Here is a 14,224-nt window from a genome sequence, read left to right as displayed (position 1 = left end):
CCTCACGCCGCGCGGGATGCGGGCTTGCGCCGCGGCATCATCGTGCTGCTGACGGCGCTTTCGATCGCGCCGAGGTTGATCAGGCGCCGTTCCAGAACTTCCAGCTTGCTCTGGATGCGCGACGCCATCCGGCTTTGCTGGGCGGGATCACGCGCCAGCCGTTCCAACTCGGCCCGCTCCTGCTTGAGCTGCAGGGTCCGCTCGCGCACGACCATCTCCATCATCCGAACCATGACCCGCAGTCGCGACCCGCCCGCGGTCGCGCGCTCCACCAGCGTCTCGCCATAGGCTTGCAGGATCTTCTCCACCGCAGGGCGCAACTCTTCCGCCGCGACGATGCGCAGACCCTCGAGCGTCTTCTCGATATTCACGGTCGGTCCACGCCAGAAAGCCCAGCCGCGCTCCAACGCGAAATTGATGCGCAGCGCGCGCCGGGTCAGCGTCAAGGTCGAGGTGAACGTGTCATGCGGCATATCCGCGAGGTCGATCTCTTCGCTGGGATCGTCGAACCGGTCCACGATGGTTGTGCGGCAGGCATGGATCGCATTGTCGAGCAGCACGTCGATGGCGGCCCGCGAGCGGGCGTAGCTTTTCGTCACTTCGCGTTCGAGCGCGATCTGCAACGCGGTCGTATCGGTCTCGAAGCTGCGCGGCGGACGGCCGTCGCGAATCCGATTGGTGCGCAGAACCTCCTCGAACCGGGCACGCTGACTGTTGACGAAATCCTCGATGCTCTTGTTGAGCCGCGTCTCCAACGCCGACCAGCCTCGGTTCAGCACGGATTCGATCTGGTGTTCGGCGCTCTCGACATGGTTTTCGAGCGCGCCGCGCAGCGCCTCCGTCGCCTCGATCTCGCCGGTCATCTCCTCGATCGCGGCCTCCGCCACGTCCGAGCGAATGCTCTCGATCTGCATCTGCAGCGTATCGCGTTCGCGGCGGGCGACGAATTGCATCCCCGACAGCTCCGCGCGCAGATCGCCACGCAGCTGGGCGAGCTGCTGACGCCCCACCCCGCCATCGATCACGGCAGAGAGCACGTGTTTGACCTCTTCGACGCCCGAGGCCAGCAGCAGCCGATCGATCGGATCTTCGGGCACACGGCCGAAACGCGAATACAGATATTGCGCCAGCTCCATCGAATCCATCTCGGCGCGCGCCCAGGCGGCTTCCTCGTCGGAGCGCTGGGTGAGATCGGCGAGATAGGCACTGCCCGCGACGATCTTGAAGTCGATGTCGGGGATCGCCGCGCGCAGGCGGCGCGACACATCGGCAATCACGCGGGGCACTTCGACCGCGTAATCGTCCAACTCGTCGATCCGGTTGAGGAAGATCAGCACGTCCTTGTCGTCCTGCCGCGCGAGGATACGGATCAGGGCGAGGTCCACATCGGTCAGAGGCTGATGCGCCGAGAGCACCATGATGAACACGTCCGAGCGGTCAAGCGAGCGGCAGGTGAACTCGTCGCGCACGAGGAACGGGTCGTTCACGCCGGGCGTGTCGGTGATGATCGTCGGCACCTGAAACTCGGGCAAGCGCATGTAGATATGGGCGCTTTTCGTCAGCGCCGCGAACCGGCCGAGCGCCTCGCGATCCAGCCCGTCATCCGCGCCCGGCCCGGCACAGACATAGCGCTGCAACAGGTCGGGGGCGAGGAAGTCGTAGTCGTGCTGCTGCCCCAGAAGCGTGTGGTAATGCTTGCCGAGCCGCCGTTGCGCGCGCCGGCGCATCTGCTCGGACTGCTCGCGCAGGATGTCGGTATCGAATCCCGGCAGCAGCTCTTCGGTCAGTTGCCGGATGCGCGTGCCACCATTGATGATCTCGTCCCAATCGGCTTCCGAGAAGAACTCGAACCGGGCCCCCGTCACCGGATCTTCCGGCAGGTTGATGCGCATGTTCGTCACGACCGAGGTCCACGGGTTCACGTCCGAGGGCAGGAAGTCATGCTGGTGCAGGAAGGCGTTGAGGAAGGTCGACTTGCCCGCCTTCACCTGCCCGATCACCGCCACGCGCGCCGCCCAGTCATGCAGCCGCAAGCGCAGATCGCGGATGCGTGGACGGGCGCTGCGTTCGACGGCGGTTTCTATCTGGTCGAGCGTGCCGTCGAGAAAGTCGAGTTCCTTACGCAGTTGCGGGGCGATCTTCATGGCGTGCTCCTCCTCGTCGCGTAGGCCGGCTCGGGTTCGTCCGCGGCTCTGGCATCGAGCCGGTCAAGCAGATGTTCGACATGGGCGAGGACATCTGCGGCATCGGTAAAGGCGTGACCCGCCGTGAGTTCCTCCCACAGCGCGCGGGCCGGGCCCGGCATCGAGGCGGGCTCTGCGGGCGGGTAGTCGGGCAGCGGTGAGTCGAGGATCAGCGGATCGGCATCGGTCACGTCGGGCAGCTCCGCGCCCTCCGCCTTTATCAGGCGCGCCGAGCGCAGACGGCGCGGCTTGACCGGCATGCGCGGCTTCGGGAAAGCGATCACGTCGCGCTCGCGCACGAATTTGGCGACCGTCTCGTTGGTCTCTCCCGATGGTTGGCCGATCTGGCCGATCAGCCGCTCGATCTCGCGCCCGATCTGCGCGACGTCCTGCGCGTCGGTCAGTGCCGCCAGACGGATCGTCGGGAAAACCTCCCCCGCCTCGCGCTGAACCCGGCGCATCAGGCGCGCGCGGGTGCGTTCGTCGGGCAGACGGTCGCCATGGGTCACGACGAGCATGGGCTGCTCGAGAAGCGCCTGGGGCATCGCGTCCCAGACCGCCTTCTCGCTTTGCCGCCACGCCTGCGTCGCGTTGGTGCACCAGATCACGAGATCGGCATAGCGCAGCATCCGCTGCCAGCTTTCCATCGGCATGTTCGGGTCCGACGAACCGGGCGTGTCGATGATGTCGATCCGCTCGAGGATCGGCGCACCATGGGCGATCACGCAGTAGCGCGCCTTTTCCAGATTGAGCTGCGCCAGATCGCAAAGCGGGCGCGCGACCTCCTCCTTGTCGATCCAGATCTGCCCCCGGTCCCTGCCGTGCACCAGCCAGATCGGCGGCAGGGCGGTCGCGGTGACATGCGAGGGCAGCACCTTCTCACCCAGCAACCCGTTGATGAGACTGGTTTTGCCAGCCGAGAATTCGCCCGCCACCAGCACCCGCAGCTTGCGCGGTTTCGCGGCGGCTTGCGGGCTCTGGGCACTCGTGAGGTCCGGCAAGGCAGGGCGTTCGCGTTTGCGCATCGAGTTCATGCCGAGAGCCTTTCCTTGTCGTGTCCCGCCGCGCCCGAGAGGCAGCGCTCGCGCACCGCCTTGCAGAACTGACCCTGATCGAAGACGAAGCGCTCCACGATCTCGCGGCTGCGCGCGATGGCGGGGTCGAAATACTCGGTCATCAGGTCTTCGATCAGCGGCGTGGTTTCCGCGATTATCACATCGCGGTAGCGCGCCTGTGCCGCGCCCTTGCGATTGAACCGCCAATAGCGACGCCACCACGCGCCCTGCATATCCAGCGTGATCATTCGCGCGAGCACCGTCGGCGCGCGATGTTGCGGCTGTTCGGGGAAGCGGCTCACATCGGCCTCGCGGATCACGCCGAACTCGGCAGCGAGGAAGCTGTCGATCCCGTCGCTGACCATGTCGAGCGCCGCCTCGCCCTTGCGCCGCAGCCGCGCGCAATTGGACGCGAAGGCGGTCTTCATCGCCATGCGCAGCGAAGTCGGATCATGGGTCCACGCGCCGATCTCGCCATAGGTGTCGATATGCGACTGCAGCGCCTCTAGCGCCGAGGCCACGAATTGCTCCTGCGCCCGGTCGAGCCGCTCGCGCAGCTCCGCGCGCAGGTCCGCGGCATCACGGTTGAAGGCGGAGACGGCCTCTTCCTCGATCTCGGCAAGGCGCATCATCAGTTTGGACTCGCTGAGGATGGTGGAGGGATCAGCCACCCGGGCGACGCTATCCACGGTCTCGGCGCGCTCGATGATGCGCTCCAGCTCGTCCTGCACATCGCCAAGCACCGCCTGCCCCGGCCCGTCGACGATCCGCTTGACCACCGCCTGCATCAACGCACCGATCCCGGACGCTTCCATCGCGCGCTGGCGCAACTCGGTCTCGCTGGTGGGCGTGAGGCCGGTCATCTTCTCCAGCGCCGCGCGGCTGGCGGGCGCCATCTCGTTCACATCGCCCATCGCGCAATTGGCCCAGTAGCCCGAGCCGAACAGGATCTCGATCTCCTCGCCCAGCCCCATGCGCCCCAGCGTCTTGCGGATCGAGCCGCGGATCGCGGCCTGCGCCCCGCGCGGGTCTTCCAACTCGTCGATGCGGTTGACGAAGATCACCACCTCGCGCGCATCGATCGCGCAGATGATGCGCAGCAGCGCGAGATCCATCGTGGTCAGAGCCTGATGGGCGGAGAGCACGACGATACAGGCGCGGCTGTCGCCGATGGCATTGAGCGTTATCTGCTCGCGCATCATGAAGGTGTCGTTCACACCCGGCGTGTCGCGCAGACACAAGCCGCGCGGCAGATGCGGCAGATCGAGATAGAGATCGGCGGATTTCGTCAAATCGGCATAGGTGCCTTCGCTCGCGCCCTCTGCCAGATCGTCGGGATCGCCGTAGCAGATATATTGATCCAGCACCGCCTTATCGAGCGTCGGGAAGGCGCGGCTGGTGCCGAGAAGTTCCTCGAACTGCTCGCCAAGCCTCGCCTCGGTCGCGTTGCGCATCGCGGTGACCTGTTTGCGCACGCTCTCGGCCTCGGTCTCGAAGCCCGCGCGGTTGGCCATCTCGCCCAGACGCCCGCCGGTCGCCACAAGCCGATCCCATTCGTGACGGTCGAAGAAACGAAACAGCGCGCGCGTGTCCATCGGGCGGTGGCGCGCGTTCAGATGCAGCGCCGTGATCACCGAGGTCCAAGGGTTCACATCCGAGGGCAGCATCCCCGGCTTGCCGATCAATGCGTTGAGAAGTGTGCTCTTTCCCGCTTTGACCTGGCCGATGACGCTGACGGTCGGCTCGAACGCGTCGATCATCTCGAGCACGCTGTCGAGCTGGTCCTCGACGAAGCCGAGATCGGCGTCCGAGACATCCTTTACCGCCTGTTCGAGCTGGTCGAGCGTCTCCCAGTAAGAATTGAGCGCCTCGAAACCGCGGCGATGCCAATCAAAGATGGAATTCGCTTCATACACGAGGGGCACTCCTTTCCGCAGGGGCGATGCGGTCTTGGGCGGAAACGGTTCGGCACACCCCATGCCGCCCGAGACCGCCAACGTTACAGGGACGGCGCGCGCCCCCTTCTTGGCGACGCACCGGCTGGGTCGGTTCGTGCTTAAGTTCTGTTGTGCACTCTTGTCCGAAATGCGGCAGAGATTATGGCAGAGCGACCATAATTGCCGTTCGGGGCAGCGCGCAGCGCATTTCCCCGATCACGATTTTTCGCCTGTTTTCTTTGCTTTGCTGGGTCGATGCGAAATATGTGACGCAGGGGAAGTCTCGTTTCGGCCCTATTTCCCTGCGTATTCACGAATTTGTGAGCGTTTCCGGTTATCGCGAGTTACCGCAGGTTTTCCGTGGATTGTTTACACGTAATCCGTCTATCGCGCACCGTCATCAAAGCTTCACTTGATCCGACTCTCTTATTTCGTAAAACCTCGAAATATGGATGAGATGACACCCCAACGGCTCACCGTGCTGGGCCACGCGCAACGCCTAGCGATCTTCCGGCTGCTGATGCGCCGGTATCCCGACCGGCTGCCCGCAGGCGAAATCGGCGCGGCGCTGGGGCTGAAACCCTCCACGCTCTCGGCCTATCTCGCAGCCCTCGCCGAAGTCGGGCTGATCGGTCAGACGCGGGCCGGCACTTCGTTGCGCTACGGAATCGAGATGGAGACCGTGCGCAACCTCTTCGACGCGCTTCTGATCGACTGCTGTCAGGGACGCCCCGATATCTGCTCTCCCCTCACGCAACCCGATCCCAGCGGAGACAGCGGCATGACGCAATCTGCAACGGGCCGAAAATTCAACGTGCTTTTCATTTGCACCGGCAATTCGGCGCGCTCCATCCTTGCCGAGACGATCCTGCGAGACCGGGCGGGCGACCGGTTCAAAGCCTATTCAGCGGGCACGAAACCCTATTCAGAGCTGAACCCTTTCGCGGTGCAGGTGCTGCGCGACAAGGGCCATGACGTGGAGCCGCTGCGCGCGAAGAACATCTCCGAGTTTCACGGAGAGGACGCGCCGGTACTCGATTTCGTCTTCACTGTCTGCGATCTCGCCGCCAACGAGGAATGCCCGCCCTGGCCCGGCCAGCCGATCAGCGGCCATTGGGGGATGCCCGACCCGGTAAAGGCGACCGGCACCGAGGCCGAACGCGCGCTGGCGTTCCAGCAGGCCTATGGCGCGCTTCACCGCCGGATCGAGGCCTTCGCCGCCCTGCCGCTTTCCACGCTCGACCGCATCGCGCTGCAATCCGCCGTCGATGACATTGGCCGTAACTGAAGGACTGACCATGACCACCTACGCCCTCAATGGCCTCGGCCGCATCGGAAAACTCGCCTTGAAGCCGCTGCTGGAGTGCGGTGCGAAGATCGCATGGGTCAACGACGCGGTGGGCGATGCGGCGATGCAAGCGCATCTGCTGGAATTCGACTCCGTTCATGGCCGCTGGGACGCGGAGTTTTCGAGCGACGCGAACAGCGTCACCATCGACGGCACCCGCCTGCCCTTCATCGGCACGCGCAACATCGAAGACCTGCCACTCGACGGGGTCGACGTGGTGATCGACTGCACCGGCGTCTTCAAATCCGAGGCCGCACTCGCCCCCTATTTCGCAGCCGGCGTGAAGAAGGTCGTCGTCTCGGCCCCGGTGAAGGACGGCCCGACCGCGAATATCGTCTATGGCGTGAACAATGACGCCTACGATCCGGCTGCGCATAGCATCGTGACGGCGGCCAGCTGCACCACCAATTGCCTCGCCCCGGTGGTGAAGGTGATCCACGAGAACCTGAGGATCAAGCACGGGTCGATCACCACGATCCATGACGTGACCAACACCCAGACCATCGTTGATCGCCCCGCGAAGGACCTGCGTCGCGCGCGTTCGGCGCTCAATTCGCTGATCCCGACCACGACCGGCTCGGCCACCGCGATCACGCTGATCTACCCCGAGCTGAAGGGCCGCCTGAACGGCCATGCGGTGCGCGTCCCGCTTCTGAACGCCTCGCTCACCGATTGCGTCTTCGAGGTCGAGCGCGAAACGACTGCCGAAGAGGTCAACGCGCTGTTCAAAGCCGCCGCTGAGGGCGATCTGCACGGCATCCTCGGCTACGAGACGCGCCCGCTGGTGTCGTCTGATTACACCAACGACATCCGCTCCTCGATTATCGACGCGCCCTCGACGATGGTCGTGAACGGCACGCAGGTGAAGGTCTATGCGTGGTATGACAACGAGATGGGCTATGCCTACCGGCTCGCCGATGTCGCACTGATGGTGGGAGCCTCGCTGTGACCGACCACCCCGCCAGCCGCCCCGAAGGCTTCTCCGCCTATATCGCGGTGACGGCGGCCTATTGGGCCTTCATGCTCACCGATGGCGCGCTCCGGATGCTGGTGCTGCTGCATTTCCACACGCTCGGCTTCTCGCCGGTGCAGCTGGCTTACCTGTTCATCCTGTATGAAGTGGCGGGGATGGTCACGAACCTCTCGGCGGGCTGGATCGCGGCGCGGTTCGGGCTGGTCTCGACGCTCTATGCGGGGCTGTCGCTGCAGGTCGTGGCGCTGATCGCACTGGCGCAGCTGAACCCGAGTTGGGCGATTGGCGCGTCCGTCACGTATGTGATGATCGTGCAGGGCCTCAGCGGGGTCGCGAAGGACCTTGCCAAGATGTCCTCGAAATCGGCGGTGAAGCTGCTGGCGCCCACCGACAATGGCGGGCTCTTCAAATGGGTCGCGGTGCTGACCGGGTCGAAGAACGCAGTGAAGGGCGTGGGCTTCCTGCTGGGCGCGGCGCTGCTGGCGGCGCTCGGCTTCGATTACGCGGTGGTCGCGATGGCGGTGGTGCTGGCGCTGATCCTCGCCGCAATCGTCGTGGCGATGCCGCCGGGCCTGCCGCGCGGGCGCAAGGGCGCGAAATTCTCCGAGGTTTTCTCGAAATCGGCCAATGTGAACTGGCTCTCCGCGGCGCGGGTTTTCCTGTTCGGCGCGCGCGACGTCTGGTTCGTCGTCGGCATCCCGATCTATTTCTATGCGGTCCTGTCGGACGGAACGCATGCGGGCGACCGCGCGGCCTTCTTCCTCGTCGGCACCTTCATGGCGCTCTGGATCATCCTCTACGGCGCGGTGCAGGCTGCCGCCCCGCGCATCCTGAAGGCCAAATCCCGCCCCGAAAGCGCACTGATCGGGGCCGCGCGGCACTGGGCGCTGGCGCTGCTTGCCGTGCCTGCGCTCCTCAGCGCCGCCGTGCTGATCGACCCGACGCCATCGCTGTGGCTCAGCACCGTGCTGGTCGTGGGTCTGCTGGTCTTCGGCGCGATCTTCGCGGTGAATTCCTCGCTCCACTCCTATCTCATCCTCGCCTTCACACAGGCCGAGCGGGTGACGATGGATGTGGGCTTCTACTACATGGCCAATGCGGGCGGGCGGCTGATCGGCACGCTGCTGTCGGGGCTGAGCTACCAGATGGGTGGGCTCCCCGCCGTGATGATCACCGCGACCGTGATGGTGGCCTTCAGCGCGCTGGCGGCGGGGCGGCTCTCAGCGCAAAGCCCCGCATAAGCCCGTGAGCGGAGATGGACATTCCCGGCTCTCCGCGCTTTTCTGAGCGGCAGAGGAAAGCGGCCCCCGCGCCGCTCGCAAAATGGGAGGAGAGCCGGTGCTGTCACGCGGCAAGGATTACGCGGCCACGCGGGCTGCGTTTCGATGGGACATACCCGAACGCTACAATATCGGCGTCGACACGTGCGACAAATGGGCCGCGCGCGAGCCTGACCGCGTCGCGCTGATCGAGGTCGAGGAAGACGGCTACGGCGCAGTCCGCGAGACCACCTTTGGCGCGTTGCGCGAGGCCTCGAACCGCTTCGCCAATGTGCTGGCGGCGATGGGCGTAGGCGGCGATGGGCGCGAGACCGGCGACCGGGTGGCGATCCTGCTGCCGCAACGCCGCGAGACCGCCATCGCCCATATCGCGGCCTTCAAGGCGGGCTGCGTCTCGCTGCCGCTGTTCACCTTGTTCGGCCCCGAGGCGCTGCTGCACCGGCTGCGCGACAGCGGCGCGCGGGTGCTGGTGACCGACCCGGCGAGTTACGAGGTGATCGCCGCAATCCGCTCCGAGCTGCCCGATCTTGAGACCGTCTTCGTCACCGATGGCGGCGGGACGCAACCGGAAGGCGCCGCGGATTTCGACGCCGCTCTCGCCGAGGCTTCGCCCAAGTTCACCCCCGTCGATACCGGCGCCGAGACCCCCGGCGTGCTGATCTACACCTCGGGCACGACGGGCAATCCGAAAGGCGCGCTCCATGCCCATCGGGTGCTGCTGGGCCACCTGCCCGGCGTCGAGATGAGCCATGATTTCCTGCCGCAGGCGGGCGACCGCATCTGGACGCCCGCCGATTGGGCGTGGATCGGCGGGCTCTTGGACGTGCTGCTCCCGGCGCTGCATCACGGTGTGCCGGTCGTGGCTTGCCGCTTCCGCAAGTTCTCGGCGCAGGCGGCGGCCGATCTGATCCGGCGTCTGGGCGTGCGCAACGCTTTCCTGCCGCCCACCGCGCTGAAGATGATGAAAGCCGACCCGGAGAGCCTGTCTTGGAGCCTCAATATGCGCTCAGTCGCCTCGGGGGGCGAGCCGCTGGGCGCGCAGCTCCTCGACTGGGGGCGCAAGGCGCTTGGCGTCACGATCAACGAATTCTACGGCCAGACGGAGTGCAACATGGTGGTCTCGTCCGCCGCGAGCCTCGATGCGCCAGAACCGGGTGCTATGGGCTGGCCGGTGCCGGGCCACGAGGTCGCGATCGTCGACAGCCAGACGGGTCAGATCCTGCCCGATGGCGAGGAAGGCGCGATCGCGGTGCGCGCGCCCGACCCGGTGATGTTTCTCGGCTATTTCAATCAGCCCGAGGCGACAGAGGCGAAATTCGTGACCGGCCTCGACGGGCGCTGGCTGCTGACCGGCGACCGGGGCGTCAGCGGCGCAGACGGCAGGCTGCGCTTCATCGGGCGCGACGACGACATCATCTCGACCGGCGGCTACCGTGTCGGCCCCGCCGAAATCGAGGATTGCCTGATCTCGCATCCGGCGGTGCAGATGGCGGGCGTCGTGGGGCAGCCCGATCCGCTGCGCGGCGAGATCGTCGCGGCCTTCGTCACGCTCTGCCCCGGCCATGCCGATACCGAGGCGCTGCGCGACGACCTTGCCGCCCATGTCCGCGCACGGCTCGCGAAATACGAATACCCCCGCGCGATCTACGTGATCGACGACATGCCCGTGACCACCACCGGCAAGATCATCCGCAACGCGCTACGCGCCCGCCTACCCAAGGAGCCCGCCCAATGAGCCCCGTCCTATTCGAGACCCGCGGCAAGATCGCGATCATCACCCTCAACCGCCCCGAACGGCGCAACGCGATCAATGCCGAAGCTGGCCACGCCTTGGCCGAGGCGGTAGCCCGTCTGGAAGCGGATGACGCACTGCAGATCGGCATCCTGCGCGGCGAAGGCGCGGTGTTCTGCGCGGGCATGGACCTCGCCGCTTTCACCGAAGGTAAGGTCGAGGAGTTACTATTTGCTGAAGGCGGTTTCGGCGGCCTGACCCAATCCCACCGCAGCAAGCCGATCATCGCCGCCTGTCACGGCGCGGCGCTCGCAGGCGGGTTCGAACTCACTTTGGGCTGCGATATGATCGTGGCGGAAGAGGGCTGCCGCTTCGGCCTGCCAGAAGTGCTGCGCGGTCTGGTTGCGGGCGCGGGCGGCGCGTTGCGGCTGGCGAGCCTCATCCCCCCGGCCCGGGCGCGCGAATTGCTGCTGACGGGGCGGCTTTTCGACACGGCGGAGGCGTGGGAGCTGGGCCTGATCGCCCGCCGCGCCGAGGCCGGGCAAGCGTTCGACGCGGCGCTGGCGCTGGCCGAGGAGGTCGCGAAGAACGCGCCCTTGGCCCTGCGCGAGACCCTGCGCCTGTCGCGCGAGATCGAGCGCCGCGCGGTCGACCCTCTCTGGGAGGAGAACGCGCGGACCCTGAAGGCCGTGATGGAGAGCGAGGACGCGTCCGAAGGCGCGCGAGCCTTCCTCGAGAAACGCGCGCCGGAGTGGTCCGGGAGATAAGGGCCGCACCCGAGCCTTGGGGTGAGCCGCGTCTCGGAAGGCTTCCAGTGGAAGGCTTCAGCGGCGAACGCGCCGCGCGGCGCGGCGCAGGGGGCGCCTGTGTTTCGCGGAAAGGGTCGCGCCCGAGCCTCGGGCGGGCGCTTCGTTCCCGTCGACGCTCGGCACTTTATCTCGCAAGCCCGGACGACGGTAATGCCCGCGATGACATCGCCAATGCGCCCTCCCGGGGGGAGGATCGGGCACGGCCCGGGGCTGGTCGCCCCGCGCCAAAATCAGACCTGAGAGCGTTTCGCAAAATGAAAAGGCCCGAGGCGCATCGCCCCGGGCCCCTTTTCTTAACTCCGAACGGCCCCTGAGGCGCCCGGCCCTTATGTCTCCGCCGCGGCCAAGAACGCCTTTCGGCGTTCGACCCGCTCGCGGATCTTTTCGACATCAGCGATCGGCGTCGCGGCCAGCAGCGTCTTGGTATATTCGTGCTGCGGATTGGCGAAGATCTGATCGCGCGAGGCGTATTCCACCACCTCGCCCGCATTCATCACCATCACCTCATCCGCGAAATAGCGCACGACAGAGAGATCGTGGCTCACGAAAATATAGGACAGATCGAACTCGTCCTGCAGGTCTTTGAGCAGGTTCAGCACCTGCGCCTGCACCGACAGATCGAGCGCCGAGACCGGTTCGTCCAGCACGAGGATCTGCGGGTTCAGCATCAGCGCGCGCGCAATCGCGATCCGCTGGCGCTGGCCGCCCGAGAACATATGCGGGTAGCGGTTGTAGTGCTGCCGCTCGAGCCCGACCTTCTCCAGCATCTCCTCGGCGCGCTTGCGGCGCTCCTTGGCGGGGATGTCGGTATTAATGATCAGCGGCTCGGTCAGAACCTCGCCCACCTTCTGGCGCGGGTTGAGCGACGAATAGGGGTTCTGGAAGACGATCTGAACCTTGGCGCGCAGTTCGGACGTCACCTTGGTTTCCTTGATGTCGATCTTCTCGCCCTGGATATACAGATCGCCCGAATTGGCCGGGTCGATCAGCGTCAGGATGCGCGCCAGCGTGGACTTGCCGCAGCCGGATTCGCCGACGATGGCCAGCGTCTTGCCCTGCTCGAGCGAGAAGGAGATGCCGTGCAGCGCCCGGATCGTCTTCGCCCCGCGCAGGAACCCGCCCGAGACGATGTAGTCGCGCGTGATGTCGCGCCCTTCGAGGATCACACTCATTGCACGCCCTCCCAGCCATCGGCGACGGTCAGCAGACGGTCCCCGGTCGCGTTTTCCGGCAGCGCGGCCAGAAGCGCGCGCGTATAGGGATGCTGCGGGTTCTCGAAGAGTGAGAGCACGTCGGCCTCCTCCAGTTTGCGGCCCTTGAACTGGACCGAGACGCGGTCGGCGGTCTCGGCCACGACGCCCATGTCATGGGTGATCATGATCAGCCCCATGCCGTATTCCTCCTGCAGGCTCATCAGCAGATCGAGGATCTGCTTCTGGATCGTCACGTCGAGCGCGGTCGTCGGCTCGTCGGCGATCAGCAGGCGCGGCTTGCAGGCGATGGCCATCGCGATCATCACGCGCTGGCACTGCCCGCCCGAGAGCTGGTGCGGATAGCTGTTCAGCCGCCGCTCGGGGTCGGGGATGCCGACCTGTTCGAACAGCTCCAGCGCGCGTTTGCGGGCATCCTTGCCCTTCAGGCCAAGATGACGCGTCAGCACTTCCTCGACCTGGAAACCGCAGGTGAAGGAGGGGTTGAGCGAGGAGATCGGCTCCTGGAAGATCATCGAGATTTCCTTCCCGATGATCTGGCGACGTTCGCGGCCAGACATTTTCAGCATGTCGCGCCCGTCATAGGTGATCTCGTCGGCGGTGATCGTCGCGGTGGGCGGCAGAAGTCCCATCACGGCGAGCATAGAGACCGATTTGCCCGAGCCGGATTCGCCCACGATGGCGAGTACTTCGCGGCCGGAGACCTCGACATCGATCCCGTCCACGGCGCGAAACGCGCCCTGAGCGGTGTCGAATTCGACGGTGAGATTGCGGATTTTCAGCAAGGACATTGGCTCAGCTCCGCTTCAGTTTCGGATCGAGCGCGTCACGAAGGCCGTCGCCCATCAGGTTGATCGCCAGCACCGTCACGAGGATCGCGATACCCGGGAAGGTCACGACCCACCATGCGCGCAGGATGAACTCGCGCGCTTCCGACAGCATCGTGCCCCATTCCGGCGTCGGCGGCTGCGCCCCCATGCCGAGGAAGCCGAGCGCCGCCACGTCGAGGATCGCGTTCGAGAAGCTCAGCGTGCCCTGCACGATCAGCGGCGCGAGACAGTTCGGCAGCACCGTGCGGAACATCAGGCGCATATGGCCTGCGCCCGCGACCTGTGCGGCCATGACGTAATCACGGTTCTTCTCGGACAGCACCGCGGCCCGCGTCAGGCGTGCGAAATGCGGCTGGTAGACGATGGCGATGGCGATCATCGCATTGATCAGGCCCGGGCCGAGCACCGCCACGAAGACGAGCGCGAGCAGCAGCGACGGGAAGGCGAGGATGATATCCATCACCCGCATGATCACGGTATCGACCCAGCCGCCGAACCAGCCGGCGAGCAGGCCGAGGAGCACGCCCACGGAGAGCGCGAGCAGCACGACCATCACGCCGATGAACAGCGAGAAGCGCGCGCCGAACAGCAGGCGCGAAAGGATGTCGCGCCCGACCGCGTCGGTGCCCATCAGGAACGTCCCGTTCGCGTCATGGGTCAGCGGACCCGCCAGAAGCGCGTCACGGAACTGCGTATCGGGATCGAAGGGCGCGACCAGCGGCGCCGCGATCGCGGCCAGCGCGATCAGCACGAACACCACCAGACCCAGAACGGCCCCACGGTTTTCCTTGAAATAGAACCAGAACTCGGCGAATTGCGCGCGGCGCGTGCCGGCCGGGATATCGGTTTCGATCACTTCGGACATG

11 protein-coding genes are annotated in these 14,224 nt (G+C 65.8%); 5 read left to right on the top strand and 6 right to left on the bottom strand.

What is annotated here, in order from left to right; all coding sequences use genetic code 11:
* Positions 1-2: 2 nt before the first annotated feature.
* From B6V76_RS01225 to B6V76_RS01215, 3 genes are read right to left on the bottom strand one after another with little or no spacing between them, the layout of a single operon-like run.
* On the bottom strand, positions 3-2,144 hold the full coding sequence (locus tag B6V76_RS01225; protein WP_075774981.1) for a dynamin family protein: 2,142 nt from the start codon (positions 2,142-2,144) through the stop codon (positions 3-5).
* Positions 2,141-3,217, bottom strand: coding sequence for a dynamin family protein (locus B6V76_RS01220; protein ID WP_088726462.1), 1,077 nt, complete (start codon positions 3,215-3,217; stop codon positions 2,141-2,143). The genes B6V76_RS01225 and B6V76_RS01220 overlap by 4 nt, the downstream gene beginning before the upstream one ends.
* The gene (locus B6V76_RS01215) at positions 3,214-5,154 is read right to left on the bottom strand and encodes a dynamin family protein (protein WP_166504514.1); all 1,941 of its coding nucleotides are present in this window, start codon (positions 5,152-5,154) and stop codon (positions 3,214-3,216) included. The genes B6V76_RS01220 and B6V76_RS01215 overlap by 4 nt, the downstream gene beginning before the upstream one ends.
* Positions 5,155-5,623: 469 nt before the next feature.
* Here B6V76_RS01215 and B6V76_RS01210 point away from each other — a divergent pair, with 469 nt between their 5' ends.
* The 5 genes from B6V76_RS01210 to B6V76_RS01190 all read left to right on the top strand — a co-directional run bounded on the left by B6V76_RS01210 (position 5,624) and on the right by B6V76_RS01190 (position 11,275).
* Positions 5,624-6,463, top strand: a complete 840-nt coding sequence (locus tag B6V76_RS01210; protein ID WP_088726461.1) for a helix-turn-helix domain-containing protein — start codon at positions 5,624-5,626, stop codon at positions 6,461-6,463.
* Between the two features lie 10 nt (positions 6,464-6,473).
* Positions 6,474-7,472, top strand: coding sequence for an ArsJ-associated glyceraldehyde-3-phosphate dehydrogenase (locus tag B6V76_RS01205; protein WP_088726460.1), 999 nt, complete (start codon positions 6,474-6,476; stop codon positions 7,470-7,472).
* On the top strand, positions 7,469-8,737 hold the full coding sequence (gene arsJ, locus B6V76_RS01200; RefSeq protein WP_088726459.1) for an organoarsenical effux MFS transporter ArsJ: 1,269 nt from the start codon (positions 7,469-7,471) through the stop codon (positions 8,735-8,737). The genes B6V76_RS01205 and arsJ overlap by 4 nt, the downstream gene beginning before the upstream one ends.
* A gap of 97 nt (positions 8,738-8,834) precedes the next feature.
* The gene (locus tag B6V76_RS01195; protein WP_240497783.1) at positions 8,835-10,511 is read left to right on the top strand and encodes an AMP-binding protein; all 1,677 of its coding nucleotides are present in this window, start codon (positions 8,835-8,837) and stop codon (positions 10,509-10,511) included.
* Positions 10,508-11,275, top strand: coding sequence for a crotonase/enoyl-CoA hydratase family protein (locus B6V76_RS01190; RefSeq protein ID WP_088726457.1), 768 nt, complete (start codon positions 10,508-10,510; stop codon positions 11,273-11,275). The genes B6V76_RS01195 and B6V76_RS01190 overlap by 4 nt, the downstream gene beginning before the upstream one ends.
* Positions 11,276-11,643: 368 nt before the next feature.
* On the opposite strand, the gene B6V76_RS01185 is transcribed toward B6V76_RS01190, so the two are convergent.
* The 3 genes from B6V76_RS01185 to B6V76_RS01175 are packed head-to-tail and all read right to left on the bottom strand — an operon-like array spanning position 11,644 to position 14,223.
* Positions 11,644-12,489: a dipeptide ABC transporter ATP-binding protein gene (locus B6V76_RS01185; RefSeq protein WP_075774989.1), complete on the bottom strand. Its 846-nt coding sequence runs from the start codon at positions 12,487-12,489 to the stop codon at positions 11,644-11,646.
* The gene (locus B6V76_RS01180) at positions 12,486-13,319 is read right to left on the bottom strand and encodes an ABC transporter ATP-binding protein (RefSeq protein ID WP_075774990.1); all 834 of its coding nucleotides are present in this window, start codon (positions 13,317-13,319) and stop codon (positions 12,486-12,488) included. Before B6V76_RS01180 ends, B6V76_RS01185 begins: the two co-directional genes overlap by 4 nt.
* A 4-nt stretch (positions 13,320-13,323) precedes the next feature.
* Positions 13,324-14,223: an ABC transporter permease subunit gene (locus B6V76_RS01175; protein WP_075774991.1), complete on the bottom strand. Its 900-nt coding sequence runs from the start codon at positions 14,221-14,223 to the stop codon at positions 13,324-13,326.
* Position 14,224 lies beyond the last annotated feature (1 nt).

Origin of the sequence: Thioclava sp. IC9 (assembly GCF_002213225.1) — a bacterium.
Taxonomy (GTDB): domain Bacteria; phylum Pseudomonadota; class Alphaproteobacteria; order Rhodobacterales; family Rhodobacteraceae; genus Thioclava; species Thioclava nitratireducens.
This window is presented reverse-complemented; position numbering and strand designations above follow the sequence as displayed.